Raw genomic sequence first — 19,994 nt, 5'->3', positions numbered from 1 at the left:
TTTACTTAGTAATTCTACTCCATTTAAATTCAAAATTGTTTTTAACATAGTAACTTAAATTATAAAATTTTTAGATTGATCAATCATTTTAAGTCCATTGATTTTTAGACTTTTAAGTAATTAAATATAAGAAATTACTTTTAAACAGAAACACTTTTTTTATGTAAATTATCTAATAAAACAATTAAAAAAAACTAACTTTTTTTGCGACAAGAAATACCTATAAACAAAAAAAAGCAGCAAACTTACGCTTGCTGCTTTTTTTGAAAATTAACTTATATTATATTAATTCGCTATTTTCTTTTAGGAACTAAACTTAGAGATTCTATACTAGTACGTATATTCATAAGTTTCTCCATTACTAACTTTTTTCGTCAAGAAGTTGTTTGTATCATAAGTGTTCTCGTAAGTATGAGTTCCTACAATTACGTCTCCTTCTTTTTCTATTAGTTTAGTGAAATTATTTACTGTATTAGCTTCCTGATCAAAAGCTTCAGAATCTAATAACTGTGCATATCCTAAAATATTTTTAAACGGACTATTTTTAGTATCATACTCAAATAAATTGATACTATCATTAAATTCAACCTTAACTATATTACCACTAGCGTCTAAAGTAAATATGCTCGAAGAATCTAATGTTTCTACTTGATCAGTCGAAATTAAAAAAGTAGCAGTCGAAATTGTTCCGTTTGCATTATAGGTATAGTCTTTTCTTCTTTTAGAAGAATTACCAGATGGAGTTTCCAGATACGATTTTAATTTATTGTTTTCATAAGTAAAAACCGTAGTTGTAAGCAATACATTTTGTTCATAATATTCGGTTTTGGTAATTAAATTCCCTGTGTAGGTAAATAACGTTTTATGACCTCCATTGTTTACAAGACTTACAATTTTATTTCCATCATAAGTAAAGGTAGTAGTCGAATTTTCTTCTGGATGAGATGGATAAGTATACTTCTCTGTTTTAGGTAAAATAACCGTTTCAACAATAGGGATGATAGGAACGAGAGGAATCTCAGAAATAGCAGAAGTAGCATTGTCATCTCCATCATTAGAGCAAGAAGTAAGCACAAGACTTGTAGCGCAAAACAAAAGTAAAAGTTTTTTCATTGGTATTTGGGTTTAAATTTTGTGCAAATTTATAATAATATTCGTGATAATATATTTGTTTTCTTTATCTTTTAAACTGTATCATTTTTTTATTATTCCTGTTATTAAACCGGTATTCTAATTCAATTATTACAAACAAAATCGATAACTAAATATGGATTTATTTCGAAAGTTTTGTTTTTCACTTTCAATACTTATCTAAATTCTTTTTGACAAAATGAAAAGCACTATAAGTAAGATTACTAGAAAAAAAACTGAATTGGGGTTTGCAAAATTTATTGTCCAACCTAATTGTTTTATTCTTTTTGGAGGGAGTATTCTTTTATCTTCTTTATTATAATAAAAAATACCCCATATCCAATTTGATGGATCTTGATGCCACTTGTCTTTGGTTTCTTTACTTGGTTCCATAATTTATTAGATATTATTTTTTTACACATAAAAAAAGGACTGTCTTTTTATGACAGCCCTTTTGTTTTTTTTTGCATTTAACTATTGAAAAGCATAAGTTGCTAATCTGAAATTACTAGCAGCTGAAGTAAAAGTATAAACATTATTAGGTACTCCTCCTAGTTTATAAGTTTCTTTTTTAAAGTATAAACCTTTTGGATTTGTTAGTTCCTGATCAAATTTCTTTAATAATACTGGCTCAGCAATAAGTGCAGTTGCAGTTTGCCAAGAAATATGTTTAAGGACAATTGTTTTATTTACGGCATCCTCAACAACTTCTACATTATGATATAGTGTCGCTTTTCCTCCTGTGAATGTATATACTATATACGTACTTCCTGCATCATTAAATTGAAATTGAACTCTGTTAACCTTTTGTGCTGCAGGTAAACTAGCATTAATTTCATTCAATAATGTTTTACATAAAAGAGAATTTCCAGCCGTATTACTCAAATACTGTGCAATGTATCCAAATGCTGTTGCTGGTTGTCCATCTAAAATGATTTTATAATCATCTGTTAAAACTAACGGTTTTGTAGTGTACTTAATAGTAGCAGATACCCCATTTGTTCCAGTTGCTGTGAAGCTACCATCCGCATCATTATAAACAAATTCAGATAAAGCTTGATCTTTAACTACAATAGCAGGGCTTACTATCATTCCTGTTGCAGAATAACCTACACCTACATTATAACTTTCAGAAAAACCAGCTGTAATAGGATCAGCAGTGGCAAAACGAGTCGCATCATCAAAATTAAAATCAAACTGACGTACAGTTGTTCCATCAGTAGTTTCTAATAATCTAAAAAGTGGTCGTGTATTTGCTCCAATTACATTCTGCTCCATTATTGTATTTTGTGGTAAGTTATCCCAATCGGCAGCAGTAGCTTTTACAAAACGTAATTCTATAGACTTTCTGTTGGTTCTAAAGATAATATCTCCTTTATCTTCTCCATAAAATAAAAACTGAAAATCACCCAGATATCCTTGACCTTTCAAATCTTCCGTTGGGTATGATTTTGAGTCAGATAATAGGTGTATTCTGTTAGCAGTAGTAAAAACTACACTTACAGTACTCCCTAATTGAATCTCGTATTGACTATCATACTTTTTTGTATCACTGTCAAAATCTGATGCCATTGTTACTTTCCCTCCAGGAGAGAATTTAAATAAATGTGTATATCCTCCTAATTGTGTATTATCAGTAAAATAAACGGCTTTCCATCCATACTCTGATGCCAGCAATAACTCATCTAATTTTTTAGACTGAGCATTTGTTCTTGCAGTAGGTGTTTGATCAAACTTTTCCTCAGTATCACCGTTACTGCAAGCAACTAATTGAATTGCTACAAAAGCAACAATTAGCAACTTATATAAATATTTTATTTTCATAATGTTATTTTAAGTTAATGTTTTAGAACTTAATAGTATAATTACTAATTGCCATTAATTACAATTGTAGTATTTTTTTCAGCCTCGTCTCTTAATGCATAGAAATCCATATCAAAGGCATCTTTAAAATACTTCACTACAATAGCTTCTTTCTTTTTAATATCTTCTCTTCCTTTCGGACTTGTTATACTTGCTAAAATAGCTGCATATTCTGCCTTAGAGCTAATTAAGATTATAGAAGCCGTTTCAGCAAAATCTTCAACAATATTGTTTCTTGCATAATTCGTTATAAATCCTAATTCTCTCGATGCCGAATTAGTTTCTAAATGCCAGGTTGCTGTATATCCTGAAGGAGTTAATTTACCCCAAGCTTGCTCATCAAAAGGTTTGTTCTGATTTAAAATATGAACATACTCATGCTGAATAGTATGAATAAACTCCGAAACTATTGCACGATTTTGTCTGTTGATATAATCTACTTCAAAAAGTGTAATTCTTTGTCCACCTTCTGCAATTCCTAATGTTCTGGTACCATTGTCATTCATATTTACTCCACCAACTAAAACAACTTCTCTTGGTGCAATTTTCTTAACAAAATCAGCTCCACCGATGGTTGCGTAACTAGACAACCATATTTTTTGAACAATTTCTAAGGCTGGCTGCACTTTATCAATCGTTGGAGGAAATAAAAACCTACTATTATCAACCGTGTTCTGATTCCATTTATATCGTGCATTAATATTGTACGGAATAAGGTAATTTGTAGTAATCCATTTATCTAAATCTGTTTGAACTGGCTGAGTAAAATCTAACTGGCTTTCACCCGGTTGATCCTCATGAGCACAACCAGAAAAAATCATAACTACTCCAGCAATTAATGCTAATTTTTTATATTGGTTTAATATTTTCATAATACTTTATATTAAATTTTTATCTAGGATTTATTTCAACTCCGTTGCTTGATGCACTTAGCGGTATTTGTAACGCTCTGCGTTTATCATCTTTAACTAATGTGTTTGACGGACTATTGAAAATATCATGCTTCACTACAAGATTAAAACGCTTCACATCAAACCATCTCATACCTTCATGAATAAATTCTCTTCTTTTAGCCTCAGCAATAGCTTTTACATACGATGTCTGTACTGGAGTCATAGTATAAAATGGCGTATACTCATCTGTAATAACTGGATATTTAGCAACAATTTTTGCCTCTGTTAACTTATCAGTTGCAGCATTATAGGCCTTTGTTCTCATTCCTAAAAAGAACTCTAACTCTGTATTTGCTTCAGCAATTCTGTTAGACATAACAAGTGCTTCAATTCTGTTTAAATAAAATTCATCGTTTGTAAAAAGCACTGTCCCTAAATAAGGTTCTCCAATTGCAGCTGTTAGGTTAGTATACTTGAAATATTCTTTGTATTTAGGACGGAAATCTGTCTTACTGTTATAAGAGTATGTAGTATAGTACCAAGCTTTGTTATATATATTTGTTGCGTTCCCAAAAATTTCAATCGCTTGATTTGAACCTAAATAAAATCTATTTTGTTGAGTCGCTCTAGAATAAATAGAATAAGATGAAATTACTAATAAGTTTGTAGGATGTTCAGCTTTTGCATAATCGATAAACTGTACGTTTGGATCTAAACTTGTATATGCTAAATAATCTCTGATTTTTCCAGCAGGTTTTGATCCTAATCCTTCTGTAACCTCTAATACTTTAGCCCAGTCCCCTTTTATAAGATAAAAACGGCTTGCAAATGCTTTTCCTGCTTCTCTATTAAAATGAAATTTTGGTTCTTTATACTCGTTTGTTACATATTTCAAACCTTCTTCTATATCTTGTTGAATGAAATCATAAACTTCTGCAACAGTATTTCTTGTATATTTTTTAATTAATACTTCTTCTGGTTCGTTTACGTACGGAATACCTAAATCAGTCGCAGCAGTAGCTGGATTGTATCGATTAGACCAGAATGTCACTAACATAAAATGAGAATAGGCTCTTGCTAATAATGCTTCTCCTCTTTGTGAATTTAAATTAGAAGGATACCCTAACTGTTTAATAGCCTGCAATGCCTTGTTAGCATGTGCAATAGCTCTATAACATGCATCCCAATAGTTTGCCTGAGTGTCTATATTAGTTTCATCCTGCATTTCCCAATTATAATTCTGCAGGTTTTTAGGTAATGTCTCTGTTAATCTTCCATCAGTAACGTTATCAGACATTGTTTCGGCAAAATCCATATAAGTTCCACCTACTGGATAGGCATTTACCAATAATTCTGATATTTTTTCCGGAGTATCTATTTGTGTTCTGTTATCTGGTGTTTCCGAAAGAAACTCATCGCAACTACTAATACCTAGAAGTAATAATAATGCTAGCGCTATTTTTATATTTTTCATAATTTAATACTATTATAATGAAATATTTAAAGTAAATGTGTACTGAGAAGTTATAGGAAATGCTACTCCTCCTGTATTACGGAATTCAGGATCCTGACCGTTTAATCTTTTATCAGAATAAATTAACCAAGGGTTAACTGCAGATCCTTTAAGAGTAAAGGTATTTACACCAATTTTTCTCTTAAAATCTTTAGGAAATTCCCAGCTTAATGAAATGTTTTTCAATCGTACAAAATCACCATCAGCTATTCTAACATCTGAATAATTGTAAGTGTTATATGCTCTTGCAAGCGTACGTGCACCATCATAATTAGCATTTAATCTCTTATCTGCAATAACTGGAACATTAGTAATGTTTTCGTCACCTGGATTGATCCATCTGTTAGTAAAATCTTTTGTAAATACTGTTAAATCATCATATTCACTATCATAAATAGGGTTTAAACGAACTTTATTTCCTGCTGATCCTACAAAGAATACATATAATGACCAGTTTTTATAAGTAAAAGTATTAGCAAGTCCAAATGATTTATTTGGTTCTATTGATCCTTCGTATTTTAAATAATCTGTTACGTTATTATTATCCTGAAAATTAGCTCCGGTAATGTTATTTGCCGCTCCATCTTGCATTTTAAATGTTGGAAGACCTTGATTATTTAAACCTGTAAATTGGTAAGAATAAATAGAGTTTCTAGGACGTCCTATAGCATTACCTCCATTTCCATCAATTAAATCAAAAGCAGTTGGTTGGTTTTCTAACTTCGTTATTTCCTGATTAAATACTGAAAAATTGAATGTTGTAGACCATTTAAAATCTTTACTTACGATATTTTGCGTTGTTAAACCAATCTCTAAACCTTTGGTTTCCATGTTTGCATTATTACCTTGTTTAATTTTTTGTCCACCAATACCTGATGTTACAACATAATCAACTAAGTCAAAAGCTTTACGTCTGTAAACATCAGTTACTAATTGTACTCTGTTATTAAACAATCCTAAATCTAAACCAATGTTAGTTTCAAATTGTTTCTCCCAAGTTAAATCACCATTTTGTAGTTGATCGATTTCAATACCTGTTTCTCTATCGTTTAAGTTTAAACGATTAGCTATCATACTTTTATATATAGCCAAAGAGTTTGTTGCTGGTCCAGCAGTTGCTGTTAAACCATACGAACCTCTTAGTGCTAAATTGTTTACAGCTTTTAAGTTTTGCATGAATTTTTCTTCAGTAACATTCCATTTACCACTAAAAGTGTATGTTGGTAACCATCTAGAAGAACCACTATTTCCTTGTCTGTTAGAACCATCATAACGTCCTGTAACAGAAGCAGTATAACGACGATCAAAAGTATAACCTACTTTCCCGAAGAAACCTACAGTTCTTTCTTTTTCTGCATTAAATGCAAAATAAGAGTTCCCTTCATTAATTACTTTTTCAATCATTCTAGGGTCTGTAAAAGCAGTAAGCCCTCTGTCATACTGAATACCTGCAGCTGTAAAATTATCGCTGTTTCTATCTAATGATCTTAACTCAGTACCAAAAAATCCTTCTACTTCATGTTTGTCATTAAATGTATTTCTATAGTTCACACTATTTCTAATGTTATAAGAAGTCATATCATTTGTAAACTTTCTCAAGAATCCTCCATTAGGTAAAACTGATACTGGCGGTATAGATATATCATTTGGATTTTTGTATAAGAAGATATTTGCATCTCTTACAATTGTAGTTTCCATTGCGTTATAAGCTCCAACAACATTTGAATCTTCTAAAATTTTATGCTCTCTAGTTGTATTTGCATAACGAGCAGATCCAGTAAGGTTATAAGTTAAATGTTTGTTTATTTTATAATCTAAATCCACCTGAAAACGGATATCTTTTACATTAATATCTAAATAGTTATTTTCTAACTCATTAATAATGTTCATAGGAGCCCAGTTATTACGATAGTATTCCAGGTTTCCTTTTTCATCATAAGGTCTTAACGTTCTGCTTGTATTTAAAACATAGCTAAATGGGTTAATATCAAAATCTCTGGTAACTTTTCCAAAAACCTCATCCTTTTGGCTTTCGTATGTACCCGGAGCTTGTTGATCTCTAACAGATGCCATTGTAGATAAAGTAATATTTAAGTTGTCATTTATATAAAATGTTCCTTTAATATTTGTAGATAATTGTTTCACTTGATCAGCAATAGTCCATCCCGGATCTGTATAATATCCTAAAGACGCATAAAATGTATTGTTTTTTCCTCCTCCAGAAAAACTCAAAGAGTGGCTTTGTGTAATAGATGGTCTAAATAAAACTTTAAACCAATCTGTATTAGCTGATTCATATTTTTTCAAAAAGTTATTACGACTTACAGGATCATTGTTTACTAAATAACCACCAGTTTCTGGTACGTAAGTATTAATAGCTTTTCCTAGAATATTATATACTCCACCGTATCTTCCTTGTACAGTTGATGGCAAATCTAAATACCCTTTAGATTCCATTTCTTTAAAAATACTCATAGATTCTTGTGAGTTCAAGATATCATATTGAGTATAATTTGGTACTGATCTAACAGTTTGCTCTAAAGAGTAGCTTACTTTTAAAGGAGAATCTCTACGTCCTTGTTTAGTTGTTACAACTACAACTCCATTTAAAGATCTTGATCCATAAATAGATGTAGCCGAAGCATCTTTAAGAATTTCAATACTTTGAATATCGTTAGAGTTTAATCCTGCAACAGATGAACTTAATAATGTTTCTGAGTTTCCAGAAGCTAAATCTGCAAATGAAATATTGATAATATCTTCTTGTACAACACCATCAATAACCCATAAAGGTTTTGTATCTCCAAAAATTGAAGATGATCCACGCACAGTAATTTTAGGAGCAGTACCAAATGTTCCAGTAACGTTTTGTACTGTAACACCCGCAGCTTTTCCTTCAATCATTCTGCTGATATCTACAACTCCATCAACTTTTAATTCAGTTCCCGAAATTTTACTAATCGCTCCTGTAAAAGTTCTTTTAGATGTTTTTTCGTAACCTGTAGTAACCACAACCTCTTTTAAGTTTTGTCCTTGTTCACTTAAAGTAATTGTAAGCGGTGAGTTTGTTATATTTACTTCTTTTGTTTCCATACCTACGTAAGAAACAACCAATTTTGTAGTGTTAGCTGGCATATCGATAGTAAAATTACCATCGAAATCTGTAAGTACTGCAACCTTGCTTCCTTTTGCAAGTACAGTCGCTCCTGGTAACGGATCACCACTTTGGTCTACAACTTTTCCTTTTACAACTGGAATAAATAAACTCTCAAACAATGAGCTTGGGAGGTCTATATCTTCAAAATTAGCTGCTTGTGAGCTATCTTTTTGCAAGATAATTTGATTACTTACCTCTGAGTAAGTAATATTAAATGGTTTTAGTACTCTATTAAGAATACTAGATAAAGTTTCATCATTGGCTTCGATACTCACTTTCTGATTCAATTGAGTCATTCTTGAGTTGTACGAAAACTTAACTTTAGCTGATTTTTCAAGTTTAGATAACGCGTTATCCAAACTCAAATTAACAACGTCAATAGTCACCTTCGTATCCAATTTCCTTTGTCCTTTCACACTATTTGCCATAGTGACAGTTGAAAAGACAAATGCCAAGACAAACTGAAATAATGTTATTTTCATGATTCGAAAGAGTAATCGTTGTTTAACAACATGTTTTTTCATAATTTTGGTTTGTTTAATTAATACTATTTACTGGGTATTGAGGAACATTACAAATTGCCCTTTACAGAGAGCAACTTGATATTATCTAAGCGTCGAAAATGTTACAGCATCTTCGGCGCTTTTCTTTATATATTTATTACATAAGCACTAGGGTTTATTCACATCCATTAGATGTAATAATGATCTGATTTCCATTCATTTCATAACTTGTATTATTACCGAGGCTTTTACAAATAATTTTCAGTTTCTCCGGTAATGGTTGATCACTCAACGAAGTAGTAAGATGGCAATCTTTTAATTTCGAATAAGGAAAATCAATTTTCACCAAATACGCTTGTTCTATTGTCCTAAATATTTGGGTAACTGGAATATCATTAAACTCAAAACTTAATTGTTCGATATTACCTACCGAGTGCGCCAAAGATTCATCTAGTGTGATATCGGTGATTTTATTAAAAGTAAATTCCTCACGTACAAAACGTAGCGCTTGGTTAGGTAATAAAACAACTTCTTCTCCTTTAGAGCTTGATTTTGAATTTGTAATTAATTCGTTAGACTTTACCGTTACTTTTCCTGTACGTACAAGTACCTCAACATTAGGCTGATCAGAATATGCTTTAATCCTGAAACTTGTTCCTACAACTCGGGTAACTATCTCATTGGCGAAGACGAAAAATGGTTTTTTGGGATTCTTACTAATTTCAAAAAAGCCTTCGCCAGATAGATAAACTTTTCTTTCGTTTCCTATAAATATTTTAGGATAACTAAGCTTACTGTTTGGTTTTAACAAAACAGAACTGCCATCAGATAAAGTTATAATTTGTGATTTGTTTGTATTATTGGTTTGTTCTACTAATCCTTCATTATTCTCACTTACCAATTCTTTATAAGTAACAACTTCAGTATTAATAGTACTATTTGTGTTGCTGGTATAAAACCAACTAGCAACTAATCCAAAAAACAAAACTGCTGCAGCTCCACTAAACCAATAATTCTTCCAAAGTTTAAGTACTGGAGAATTTGTAGCTTTTTCAGCAATTTCTTTTCTTTCGATTTTATTCCAAGTAGATTCTAATGCAGATTGAATATCTGCCGGAGATAAAGTAGTTTCTGGAACATTCATGGCTAGCAACCATAATCGTGCTTCTTCTACCAATTTGGCACGTTTATGATTTTCTAGAGTCCATTCTTCCCAGCGATCAGAATCATCTTCAGATTGTACCCACAATCGAAATGATTCGTCAGCCAAAAAATCTTCTACTTCTGTATAATTGTTACGTTCTTGCATCTAAAAATAAGGTTACAAAAACATAGAGGACACTTTTTTATTTATATACTCACCAAATTATGATTTTTTTTACATTTAATTAAAAAAAACTAAAAAAGGCTTGATGATAACAGCAATAAAAGGGAAAGATTGCCTTTCCATTCTTTGCGAAGATTTAATAAAGCGCGATGTAACAAGTTATTTGCCGATTGATAATTAACATCCAGCATGTCGGCAATTTGCTCCACACTAAGTCCCTCATTATATCTTAGATACAAAGCTTCTTTTTGCCTTCCTGGTAAAGCATTTAATAATTTATTAAGATGTGATACTTTGCCCAACGTTTCTTCATCGGCAATAAGTTGATGCTCTACCGAAAAATCAAATAAAAATTCAATGGAGTCTGTAGATGTTGTTTTACGAAAAATATGATCACGTTCATGAAGTCTGGCAATTCGCTTACGTACGCTTGATAGCAAATACGCTTTTACAACAACCGAGTCATTTAGTGATTCTCTATAAACCCAAACATCCGTAAATACATCCTGCACGCAGTCTTGTACTTTTTCGGCAAAGGGAGACAGTGAATTCCCGTAACGAACTAAATGAGCATAATGCTTTTCAAAAAGTAATGAAAAAGCCTTTTCATCTCCCGCTTTCAGATTATTCCATAGTATGGAATCATCAAGAACATCTACTTGTGTTATTGTTTGGCTTTTCATAATTTGGTTTTGGTTAATTGGTAATTTTCAATGCGAATATACTGACGTACAAGCCAGTCGAAATTCTCATTAAAGTTTTTTGGTTTAAGAATTTTAATGCTAACAAATAAAAACCTACAATTTGTTTTTTTGATGAATTGATGTTCTACTGTATTTTTTAATTTATAAGTAGAAGTCAATTTAACAAATGATTTTATTTTTATTAACATTTCAATGAATTTCAATCTTAATAGCATTGCGTTAATTCAAGCAAATACTCTTATTTACAACACTTTACAACCCTTACTATCAGGAGACATTTTAGTAATAGGCTCTTTTTTATTAAACAAAACATCCTAAAACATAAAAGTTAATTTTAACCTTATATTTAATGTTTTATTAACAAACATAAACAATTATGAATAGAAAAATAATTTATAATCACAAATTTTTAAAGAAATGTAACAATCAAAATGAAATTGCATTTTTTTATAGAAATTTACTTTTTTTGAGCATGTAAATTAAAAATTCAATAACTTTAGGTTAACAAATAATCCACCGAAAAACTGAAAAACCTTAAGGAATATGCCTTGTTAGTAGATAACCAAATTCTATAATAATATAATTTCATCTCTCTAAACACGTTAAATACTATAATCTTCTTACAGTTTATACGTTTATCTTGTTGTAAATAATACTGAATATCTCTAACTTATATAATAAAAACCAAGAATATGTGACTTTATAATTTTCGAACAATTTTAAAATTTTAATTATGGCATTTGAATATATAGAAATTGAAAGAGTAGAAAAACTTACAAAAAAAGAATTTATCGAAAACTATTATAAGCCTCAAAAGCCAGTAGTTATAACCAATCAAATAGAAGATTGGCCCGCATTTACAAAATGGAATTTTGATTTTTTAAGAGAAGTTGCAGGCGACAAGACTGTTCCTTTATACGACAATCGTAAAACCGACCATACTAAGAAAGTTAATGAACCTGATTTTACAATGACTATGTCCGAGTATATCGATATACTCGAAAAAGGACCTACACATTTACGCATATTTTTATATAATTTAATGAAAGATGTGCCTTCTATGAAAACCGATATACGATGGCCTAAGTTAGGTCTTCGGTTAATAAAGAGTTTACCGCTAGTTTTTTTTGGTGGTCAGAATGCTAAAGTTTTTATGCATTATGATATTGATTTCCCTAATATATTTCATATTCATTTTCAAGGAAAAAAACAATGTGTTTTAGTAGATCCTAAAGAAACAAAATACATGTATCGTCTTCCCTATTCCTGGATTTGTAATGAAGATATCGATTTTGATAATCCTGATTATGAAAAATTTCCAGCTCTTAAATTAGTTAAACCATATATTACTAATTTGCAACATGGCGAAATGCTGTATATGCCCGAAGGTTGGTGGCATTACATGAAATATACCACTCCGGGATTCTCCTTAAGTCTGCGTTCTTTATCCGGAAGACCTACCAATGTACTAAAGGCATTGACAAATGTAGCCATTATTCGTTATTATGATAACTGGATGCGAAAACGCAAAGGACAAGCCTGGCTGGATTATAAAGACGAAGAATCTATTCGCAGAACAAATGCTTTACTACAGGAACAATGATTTTACCATTAAGAGATTAAGAAAAATTAAGCTTTGTTCTTAATGAAACTTTATTTCTTAATGGTTCAATTTTTATTTTGCAACAGCTTTAAAACTTTGCGAACTTTGCGTAAATCTTTGCGAGCTTTGCGGTTAATTTTTGCTCTTAATGTAACTTTATTTCTTAATGGTTCAATTTTTATTTTAAAACAGCTTTAAAACTTTGCGCTCTTTACGGTTAACTTTTTACTTCACAGACTAAAAAATCATAACTTCCTGTCTACAATCCTAAAAGTAAGATTAATTCTTGGCAGAATATCCTTGGTCGTTTTAGGAACCTGATGCTGCCAAAAACTTTGTGTTGTTCCGCCCATCAATAAATATGAACCATGATGTAACGGAATCTCTAATTGTGGAATTTCTTTTTTAAATTTATGTCGTAACTTAAAAATTCTTGTTTCACCAAAACTTACTGAGGCAATTATAGCATCTTTCCCAAAATTTTGTTCCCTGTCGCTATGCCAACTTACTCCATCTTTTCCGTTTCGATATAAATTGAGCAGAACACTATTAAATTTTACTTGTGTCTCTGCCTCTACTCGTTCCTTTATTTGTAATAACTCAGGTGTCCAATCTGGGCGATCTGGTTCTGCACCAATATTATTTTTATCCTCATACCAAGAAATCATTCTAGGCACTTTAAGCGTTTTATCATAAATCTCCATTTCATATTCACGCCATGCTGTTGTGTTGAGCAAAACATTATAATATAAATCAGCCTCTTCTTTTGTAAAAAGAGTATCACACAATATCAATTCTGTATCTGGAAGATCAAAAACCTTTTTCTCCCTATTACCACTTGTAAATATCTCGGTATCATTAAAAAGTAACATGCTTCATGAATTAAGTGAAATGAACTAATAATTAGTCTCTTTGTTTTTATATAAAACAAAATTAGTATATATCGTCACAAATTTCATATATTTACTGTGACAAATTATCCCATTAACATATGTCTTTATTTTCTGATAATATTAAATACCTTAGAGCCCGAAAAGAAATTTCACAACGTGAAGTTGCCGAAGGCTTGCTCATATCCCGTGATCGTTATGCTAAATATGAGGATGGGAAAAACTCTCCTCCTCCAGAAATATTAGTAGCCATATCGCGCTTTTTTCATATTAGTATCGATATTTTACTTTCGGTAGAAATGAAAAAGATTCCCATGGGAGAATTGCTAAAACTGGGAGATAATCGGATACTATTACCTATTACGGTAGACCGAAATGGCGATAATTTAATAGAAATTATTCCGCATAAAGCAAAAGCTGGGTATCTTACTGGTTATGCCGACCCTGAGTTTATAGAAAATCTACAACATATATCGCTTCCGTTTTTAGGACACGGAAAACACAGGGCTTTTCCTGTAGAGGGCGATTCTATGCCTCCTCACGAAAATGGTTCTTTTATAGTTGGGCGTTATATAGAGAATTTAGGCGAAGTCCTGGATGGCAGAACCTATATACTTATTACAAAAACTGATGGTATTGTTTACAAACGTCTTAACAAAAATGGGAAGAATGATTTAATGGCACATTCTGACAATACCTTTTATCCTCCATATTTAGTAAAGGCATCAAATATTCTAGAAATTTGGGAATATGTATGTAATATTGGTCGAAATGATAAAGAGCAAAAATCTTCAGAAATCGACGATGTCAAAACGATGTTTTTGGAATTAAAAAACGAAATTAAAGCATTAAAGAATAGATGATTTTTATGCTATCCCATTTTTCTTTTTAAAGTTGGGTATAATATATCTCCAAACTCTTTTATCGCGATTGGCTTGCTTAAAAATTCAGTTACATACTGATTGCTTTTAATACGTTTTATCTCCTCTCTTACTAACGAAGATGAAAGTACGAAGATTTGGGTTTCATATTTTAGATCATCCGAAAGCTTATCGTAAGCCAGCAAAAATTCAAAGCCGTTCATGATTGGCATCTGTATATCTAAAAGAATAACTAGAGATTGGTTAAAATTCTTCCTATGATTTATAATCCATTCTATTCCCTCTTTACCATTATTAACAGTATTTACATTTGTTACGTCAAGCACTTTTTTTAGTAATTGTTTTATAACAAGTTTATCGATATCACTATCTTCTATTAGCAAAAAAACATATTTAAATTCCATATATAGGTCCTATTTTTTTTTTAGAAATATGTTATCAAGTTTATAATTTTAAATCATACGCAGCTCCTACAATTTAGGAATCGTTACTGTAAATTTACTTCCAATTGTAAATTCAGACTCTAACTCAATTGTTCCATTAAGGCTTTTTATAGCTTCTTGTACTATATAAAGACCTAACCCAGACCCTTTATTACTATCTACAACATAAAACATTTCGAATATATGTCCCTTTGATTCTGGTTTAATCCCAATTCCGTTATCAGTTACTTCAATTTTATAAAAATTCCCTTCAAGATAAGTCTTAATCGAGATACGCATTACATCTTTACTTTCATCAGCATACTTTATGGCATTCGACAGCAAATTATTTACAATAATTTTTAGCCTAAGACCATCAGTCTGAACTTTGTCTGCCATAATATCTATATCAAGCATAATACGATCTGCATTTTTTATATGGGTATGCTGTATTATTGCTCCTTCAAATAAACTTACCAGGCTTACGGTTTCAAAAACAACATCTTTTCTTTTATTTTTAGAGTAATCAATAATATCATTTATAAACTGATCTTGCTTAATTAAGCTTTGACTCATCAGGTTCAGATATTCTCTTATCTGCTCTAAGTCGTCTTCCATTTGTGTAATCTCGATTAATCCTTTAAGCGAAGTAATCGGAGATCTTAAATCATGTGAAGCGCTATAAACAAACCTATCTAGTTCTTTATTTGCAAGCGTTAAATTTTCATTCTTAACTTCAATTTCTCTTTTTGATGCTATTATCCTTTTTACCATTATCGAATAGTAAATGCAAACACTACTTATAATGATTAGAATAAAAAATATATTCGTGAAAATTAATCGATCCTTAATTGTTCGGGTTCCCTCACCTAACGTATTCGAAAAATTACGCTCATTTATGGTCAACCTATCACTTATTATACTAATTAAGCTTAGAAAAGCTTTTTGATCCTCGGGCTTTAAACTAGAGCTCTTTATTTTTTTATCAATCTCTTTTCCTATCTCAGCTAACTGATTAATTAATTGATCTGCTTGCTCCCATTCTTTGATTGCTTTGGCTAAAAAAGAAACTGATCTAAAGTTTCTAAACAGCCATATCATATCATCTAAATCCTTTTCGTGATTGCGTCCGTCTCTTAATCCTTTTTTAATGATTTTAATATCTCCATTAACTAAAAGTAAGATTCTGGCAATCCCATCACCTTGCGGAACCTTTAATTCTTCTTCGTAAAGCTTCCATTGCTCTTTATCTCCTGTGTACAAGTACGTAATAAGATGTCTTACTGCGTCTTTCTGTCCTTTTGAATAATGTGATTCCCCATTAACATAAGCTCTGTTAGCAGATAAAATCTTGATGGTAAAAAAGTTAATAAAAATTAATAATGTACATGATAAAAATACTATAAGTAAAAGAATGTAGACATTAGGAAGTTTTAGGTTTTCTATAATTTTGTTATTCGGCATATTTTAAATAAATCATTTAGAGGCGACATTTAATACCAAGCAATTTTAAATCAATCTAAAATTAAGCATTTATTATACAATTCTAACAAAAATAAAAATCTTAAATAACATATTTAACAAGTCTTATTTTATGTATAATACTAATTTAACTATTATAGTAAAAAAAATGCATGCTGTAAATCAAGCTATAAAGTGCAATTAGCCCTAAAAATTAACATTTTATTGTTATTCTACTTAACCCATAGATTTTAATATAAACTAAATCTGACTTACATTTGCACCATAATTTAAAGGTCACAAATAAATAAGAAGAGCTAAATCATTTTTAATTCTCTAATAATTAAGTGCTTCCTTTACATTATTTAATGATTACAAATAGCTAGAATATGATAGAATTAAAAAATATAACCAAGAAATTTTACAAAACCGGGAGGGAGATTACGGCACTAAAAGGTGTATCTCTGCATGTACCCGAAGGTAAAATTTTTGGTGTAATTGGTACTTCGGGAGCAGGAAAAAGTACACTTATACGTTGTATTAACTTATTAGAAAAACCAACTTCAGGAGATGTAATCGTTGGAGGGAAATCGTTATTACAACTATCTAATGCCGAATTGGCTCAGGAAAGAAGACAAATCGGAATGATTTTTCAGCATTTTAATTTACTATCATCCAGAACTGTTTTTGATAATGTCGCTTTTCCACTGGAATTAGCCGGGGTTTCTAAAAATCAAATTAAAGACAGAGTAAAAGAATTATTAGAGCTTGTAGGTCTTGACGAAAAAATAAATGATTATCCAGCAAGTCTTTCTGGTGGTCAAAAACAACGTGTTGCCATTGCAAGAACTTTAGCAAACAATCCTAAAGTATTACTATGTGATGAAGCTACAAGTGCACTGGATCCTGGAACTACAAGATCTATTTTAAACTTATTAAAAGACATTAATAAACGCTTAAATATTACCATATTACTTATTACACACCAAATGGAAGTTGTAAAAGCAATTTGCGATGAAGTTGCTGTAATTAGTAATGGTGAATTAATTGAGCAAGGAACAATTGGCGAAATATTTGCAAATCCTAAGCATGCTCTAACAAGCGAATTTATTGCCTCTTCGTTACATATTGATATTCCAGATTTATATCAGGAACGTCTTTCGGCAGTGTATAAAAAAGGACTAAATCCTTTATTGCGTTTGGAGTTAAACGGTAAATCGGTAAATGAACCTATTCTTACTCAAGCAGCAAGAAAGTTTAATGTTAATGCCAATATTATAACGGCTCAAACTGCATTTGCTGGCGATGTAAATTTTGGAATTCTTATCGTAGAACTTTCAGGTGATGAAAGTGAGCAAAACCAAGCAATTAATTTTTTTAAAGAGAAACATATTAAAACTGAAATATTAGGCTATGTCTGAATCTATTATAACATTATTATTAAAAGGCACATTAGAAACCATTACCATGACTTTGCTTTCTGGTTTCTTCGGTTTTCTTTTAGGTCTTCCGGCAGGTATATTTTTATTCCTAACACGCAAAGGGCAAATTATGGAGCATGTTTTATTTAACCGAATTTTATCGGTTGTTGTAAACATATTCAGATCTATTCCTTTCATCATTTTAATTGTTTGGATGATTCCTTTTACCAGAGCTTTGGTAGGAACTTCTATTGGAGTAAGTGCTGCATTGGTACCGCTTAGTATTGGAGCTGCACCTTTTATCGCAAGATTAGTAGAAAACAGTCTTTTAGGCTTACCTTCGGGATTAATAGAAGCTGCAAGAGCATTAGGAGCAACTCCCTTTCAGATTGTTTATAAAGTATTATTGCCAGAAGCACTTCCGTCTATTATCAATGCTGCTTCGATTACCTTAATTACACTTGTAGGTTATTCTGCAATGGGCGGTGCTGTAGGTGCTGGTGGTTTAGGACAAATTGGGTATCAATATGGTTATATCGGTTATGATGCTACAATCATGAATACTGTATTAGTTCTTCTTGTTGCGCTTGTATTTATTATACAATTTGCAGGAGACGCACTTTCTAAACGCTTTGATCACAGATAAAAAAATAATTTTAATATTAAAATAAGAACATGAATACAAGAAATAAATTTTCAATACTAGCCGGAATAGCATTACTTACATTAGTATTTGCAAACTGTGGAAAAGAGAAAAAAAACGATCCTAATCATATCATAGTTGGAGTTGCTGCAGGACCAGAATTTGCAGTTGCTCAAGCAGCTCAAAAAGTGGCAAAAGAAAAATACGGACTGGATGTAGAGCTTATTACATTTAACGATTATGTGGTTCCCAACGAAGCATTAAATCAAGGTGATATTGATGTAAACGCTTTTCAGCACAAGCCTTATCTTGACGAACAATCTAAACAAAGAGGTTATAAACTAGCTATTATCGGGAAGACATTTGTTTATCCTATTGCTGGATATTCTAAAAAAATAAAAACTCTAGCCGAATTACAGCCAGAAAGCACTATTATAATTCCTAATGACCCAACCAATGGCGGTCGTTCGTTATTATTATTGCAAAAAAATGGTCTTATAAAACTTAAAGATGGTGTTGGGCTTTTGCCAAAGGTGACTGATATTGCAGAAAATCCTAAGAACCTAAAAATAATGGAACTAGAAGCACCACAAATAGCCAGAGCGCTAGATGATGCTAATGTAACTATTGCGATTATCAACAATACATTCTCTTCTCAAGCTGGCCTTGTACCATCAAAAGATGCTTTATTTGTAGAAGATAAAGATTCTCCTTACGTAAACTTAATCGTTTCCAGAGAGGATAATAAAAACGAAGAAAAAGTTAAAAAATTTCTTAAAGCATTCCAATCAGAAGAAGTTGAAAAAGCTGCTGAAAAAGAATTTAAAGGTGGCGCTGTTAAGGGCTGGTAGGTTTTTTTTTGGGGATGTGAAATGTGAGATGCTAGAAGCAAGATGAAAGATGTTGCTTTAAAATCTGTATATAGAATAAAAGGCTGCTGTTGATAAAACAGTAGCCTTTTGCCTTTTTTGCCTTTTTGCCTTGCAAATAATACCTACTGTTTGTGGAATTATATTATGGAGACGCACTGCGGTGCGCCTCTACAAACATCACGCAATAACTATCATCTTGCTTCTATCCAAAAAACATCTTTCTTCAAAAAAAACTTCTCACCGCGCTGCATCTATTAAAACTGCCAACTGTATGCAAGGTTTCTCTGAGCGATTGCTCCAAGCGTGGTTTGTTCCTCTTTGTATAACAATATCTCCGGCTTGTAAGAGTGTTTCTTCTTCATCGACAATAAGATATATTTCGCCCGAAAGTATTATTATATAATCTAATGTTGCTGTTTGATGCATTAAAGGATGTGGTTGTCCAACTGGTACTACAATCCCTAAATCCTTATCTGGCGGAATCTGAACGTATCTAAAATAAGTTCCGTTTTTAGGCGTATTAGGAAATGCTGTGTTCTCAATAATTTTTTCTGCCGAAAGATTGACTGGCATACTATCTGTACTCCAAATATCAGATATAATAAGCCCCGGGAAATGTTCTGAAACATTGCTTACTACTTCATCTTTCTCAATAATAGATTTCCCGTTTTTTGTTCCTGTTACAATTCTTCTTGGTATTGTTTTCATAA

Annotated in this window: 17 protein-coding genes; 5 read left to right on the top strand and 12 right to left on the bottom strand. The window is 31.4% G+C overall.

Annotated features, from left to right (window positions below):
* Window positions 1–330 precede the first annotated feature (330 nt).
* From B8T70_RS19135 to B8T70_RS19100, 8 genes are all read right to left on the bottom strand, one after another.
* Window positions 331–1,113, bottom strand: a complete 783-nt coding sequence (locus tag B8T70_RS19135; RefSeq protein WP_086895870.1) for a hypothetical protein — start codon at window positions 1,111–1,113, stop codon at window positions 331–333.
* Window positions 1,114–1,311: 198 nt separating this feature from the next.
* Window positions 1,312–1,524 carry a DUF5808 domain-containing protein gene (locus tag B8T70_RS24275; RefSeq protein WP_035627846.1) on the bottom strand — a complete coding sequence of 71 codons (213 nt, stop codon included), beginning with the start codon at window positions 1,522–1,524 and terminating at the stop codon, window positions 1,312–1,314.
* 81 nt (window positions 1,525–1,605) lie between these two features.
* Window positions 1,606–2,955 (bottom strand): DUF4302 domain-containing protein, encoded by a 1,350-nt coding sequence (locus B8T70_RS19125; protein WP_086895869.1) that lies wholly within the window; start codon window positions 2,953–2,955, stop codon window positions 1,606–1,608.
* 44 nt (window positions 2,956–2,999) lie between these two features.
* Window positions 3,000–3,866 (bottom strand): putative zinc-binding metallopeptidase, encoded by an 867-nt coding sequence (locus tag B8T70_RS19120; RefSeq protein ID WP_039114029.1) that lies wholly within the window; start codon window positions 3,864–3,866, stop codon window positions 3,000–3,002.
* A gap of 19 nt (window positions 3,867–3,885) precedes the next feature.
* The gene (locus B8T70_RS19115; protein WP_039119112.1) at window positions 3,886–5,361 is read right to left on the bottom strand and encodes a RagB/SusD family nutrient uptake outer membrane protein; all 1,476 of its coding nucleotides are present in this window, start codon (window positions 5,359–5,361) and stop codon (window positions 3,886–3,888) included.
* 12 nt (window positions 5,362–5,373) lie between these two features.
* Entirely contained in the window at window positions 5,374–9,081 is a 3,708-nt protein-coding gene (locus B8T70_RS19110) for a SusC/RagA family TonB-linked outer membrane protein (RefSeq protein ID WP_086895868.1), read from the bottom strand.
* A gap of 154 nt (window positions 9,082–9,235) precedes the next feature.
* The gene (locus tag B8T70_RS19105) at window positions 9,236–10,369 is read right to left on the bottom strand and encodes a FecR family protein (protein ID WP_086895867.1); all 1,134 of its coding nucleotides are present in this window, start codon (window positions 10,367–10,369) and stop codon (window positions 9,236–9,238) included.
* An 89-nt stretch (window positions 10,370–10,458) separates the two neighbouring features.
* The gene (locus tag B8T70_RS19100; RefSeq protein WP_039114026.1) at window positions 10,459–11,070 is read right to left on the bottom strand and encodes an RNA polymerase sigma factor; all 612 of its coding nucleotides are present in this window, start codon (window positions 11,068–11,070) and stop codon (window positions 10,459–10,461) included.
* A gap of 754 nt (window positions 11,071–11,824) precedes the next feature.
* Between B8T70_RS19100 and B8T70_RS19090 the strand changes: the two genes are divergently transcribed.
* Window positions 11,825–12,694: a cupin-like domain-containing protein gene (locus B8T70_RS19090; RefSeq protein WP_039119115.1), complete on the top strand. Its 870-nt coding sequence runs from the start codon at window positions 11,825–11,827 to the stop codon at window positions 12,692–12,694.
* Window positions 12,695–12,939: 245 nt separating this feature from the next.
* Here B8T70_RS19090 and B8T70_RS19085 read toward each other — a convergent pair whose 3' ends face one another.
* The gene (locus B8T70_RS19085; protein WP_086895865.1) at window positions 12,940–13,566 is read right to left on the bottom strand and encodes an alpha-ketoglutarate-dependent dioxygenase AlkB; all 627 of its coding nucleotides are present in this window, start codon (window positions 13,564–13,566) and stop codon (window positions 12,940–12,942) included.
* A gap of 119 nt (window positions 13,567–13,685) precedes the next feature.
* Here B8T70_RS19085 and B8T70_RS19080 point away from each other — a divergent pair, with 119 nt between their 5' ends.
* Entirely contained in the window at window positions 13,686–14,447 is a 762-nt protein-coding gene (locus B8T70_RS19080; RefSeq protein WP_086895864.1) for a LexA family transcriptional regulator, read from the top strand.
* Window positions 14,448–14,455: 8 nt separating this feature from the next.
* Here the strand turns inward: B8T70_RS19080 and B8T70_RS19075 are convergent, their stop codons facing one another.
* Together B8T70_RS19075 and B8T70_RS19070 are read right to left on the bottom strand one after the other, a co-directional pair.
* Entirely contained in the window at window positions 14,456–14,869 is a 414-nt protein-coding gene (locus B8T70_RS19075) for a response regulator (RefSeq protein WP_039114019.1), read from the bottom strand.
* A 66-nt stretch (window positions 14,870–14,935) separates the two neighbouring features.
* The gene (locus B8T70_RS19070) at window positions 14,936–16,351 is read right to left on the bottom strand and encodes a HAMP domain-containing sensor histidine kinase (RefSeq protein WP_039119118.1); all 1,416 of its coding nucleotides are present in this window, start codon (window positions 16,349–16,351) and stop codon (window positions 14,936–14,938) included.
* Window positions 16,352–16,737: 386 nt separating this feature from the next.
* Here B8T70_RS19070 and metN point away from each other — a divergent pair, with 386 nt between their 5' ends.
* The 3 genes from metN to metQ are packed head-to-tail and all read left to right on the top strand — an operon-like array spanning window position 16,738 to window position 19,263.
* Window positions 16,738–17,769: a methionine ABC transporter ATP-binding protein MetN gene (gene metN, locus B8T70_RS19065; RefSeq protein WP_039119120.1), complete on the top strand. Its 1,032-nt coding sequence runs from the start codon at window positions 16,738–16,740 to the stop codon at window positions 17,767–17,769.
* Window positions 17,762–18,415 (top strand): methionine ABC transporter permease MetI, encoded by a 654-nt coding sequence (gene metI / locus B8T70_RS19060; RefSeq protein ID WP_039114016.1) that lies wholly within the window; start codon window positions 17,762–17,764, stop codon window positions 18,413–18,415. The genes metN and metI overlap by 8 nt, the downstream gene beginning before the upstream one ends.
* 29 nt (window positions 18,416–18,444) lie before the next feature.
* Entirely contained in the window at window positions 18,445–19,263 is an 819-nt protein-coding gene (gene metQ, locus B8T70_RS19055) for a methionine ABC transporter substrate-binding lipoprotein MetQ (protein ID WP_039114015.1), read from the top strand.
* Between the two features lie 258 nt (window positions 19,264–19,521).
* On the opposite strand, the gene B8T70_RS19050 is transcribed toward metQ, so the two are convergent.
* Entirely contained in the window at window positions 19,522–19,992 is a 471-nt protein-coding gene (locus tag B8T70_RS19050; protein WP_086895863.1) for a cupin domain-containing protein, read from the bottom strand.
* Window positions 19,993–19,994: the final 2 nt, after the last annotated feature.

This window comes from Flavobacterium sp. AJR, from assembly GCF_002156885.1.
Classification (GTDB): domain Bacteria; phylum Bacteroidota; class Bacteroidia; order Flavobacteriales; family Flavobacteriaceae; genus Flavobacterium.
This window is presented reverse-complemented; position numbering and strand designations above follow the sequence as displayed.

What these genes read in the sequence shown, in the direction of transcription:
- B8T70_RS19135 (WP_086895870.1), bottom strand. Translation starts at nt 1,113, where the DNA reads ATGAAAAAACTTTTACTTTTGTTTTGCGCTACAAGTCTTGTGCTTACT.
- B8T70_RS24275 (WP_035627846.1), bottom strand. Translation starts at nt 1,524, where the DNA reads ATGGAACCAAGTAAAGAAACCAAAGACAAGTGGCATCAAGATCCATCA.
- B8T70_RS19125 (WP_086895869.1), bottom strand. Translation starts at nt 2,955, where the DNA reads ATGAAAATAAAATATTTATATAAGTTGCTAATTGTTGCTTTTGTAGCA.
- B8T70_RS19120 (WP_039114029.1), bottom strand. Translation starts at nt 3,866, where the DNA reads ATGAAAATATTAAACCAATATAAAAAATTAGCATTAATTGCTGGAGTA.
- B8T70_RS19115 (WP_039119112.1), bottom strand. Translation starts at nt 5,361, where the DNA reads ATGAAAAATATAAAAATAGCGCTAGCATTATTATTACTTCTAGGTATT.
- B8T70_RS19110 (WP_086895868.1), bottom strand. Translation starts at nt 9,081, where the DNA reads ATGAAAAAACATGTTGTTAAACAACGATTACTCTTTCGAATCATGAAA.
- B8T70_RS19105 (WP_086895867.1), bottom strand. Translation starts at nt 10,369, where the DNA reads ATGCAAGAACGTAACAATTATACAGAAGTAGAAGATTTTTTGGCTGAC.
- B8T70_RS19100 (WP_039114026.1), bottom strand. Translation starts at nt 11,070, where the DNA reads ATGAAAAGCCAAACAATAACACAAGTAGATGTTCTTGATGATTCCATA.
- B8T70_RS19090 (WP_039119115.1), top strand. Translation starts at nt 11,825, where the DNA reads ATGGCATTTGAATATATAGAAATTGAAAGAGTAGAAAAACTTACAAAA.
- B8T70_RS19085 (WP_086895865.1), bottom strand. Translation starts at nt 13,566, where the DNA reads ATGTTACTTTTTAATGATACCGAGATATTTACAAGTGGTAATAGGGAG.
- B8T70_RS19080 (WP_086895864.1), top strand. Translation starts at nt 13,686, where the DNA reads ATGTCTTTATTTTCTGATAATATTAAATACCTTAGAGCCCGAAAAGAA.
- B8T70_RS19075 (WP_039114019.1), bottom strand. Translation starts at nt 14,869, where the DNA reads ATGGAATTTAAATATGTTTTTTTGCTAATAGAAGATAGTGATATCGAT.
- B8T70_RS19070 (WP_039119118.1), bottom strand. Translation starts at nt 16,351, where the DNA reads ATGCCGAATAACAAAATTATAGAAAACCTAAAACTTCCTAATGTCTAC.
- metN (WP_039119120.1), top strand. Translation starts at nt 16,738, where the DNA reads ATGATAGAATTAAAAAATATAACCAAGAAATTTTACAAAACCGGGAGG.
- metI (WP_039114016.1), top strand. Translation starts at nt 17,762, where the DNA reads ATGTCTGAATCTATTATAACATTATTATTAAAAGGCACATTAGAAACC.
- metQ (WP_039114015.1), top strand. Translation starts at nt 18,445, where the DNA reads ATGAATACAAGAAATAAATTTTCAATACTAGCCGGAATAGCATTACTT.
- B8T70_RS19050 (WP_086895863.1), bottom strand. Translation starts at nt 19,992, where the DNA reads ATGAAAACAATACCAAGAAGAATTGTAACAGGAACAAAAAACGGGAAA.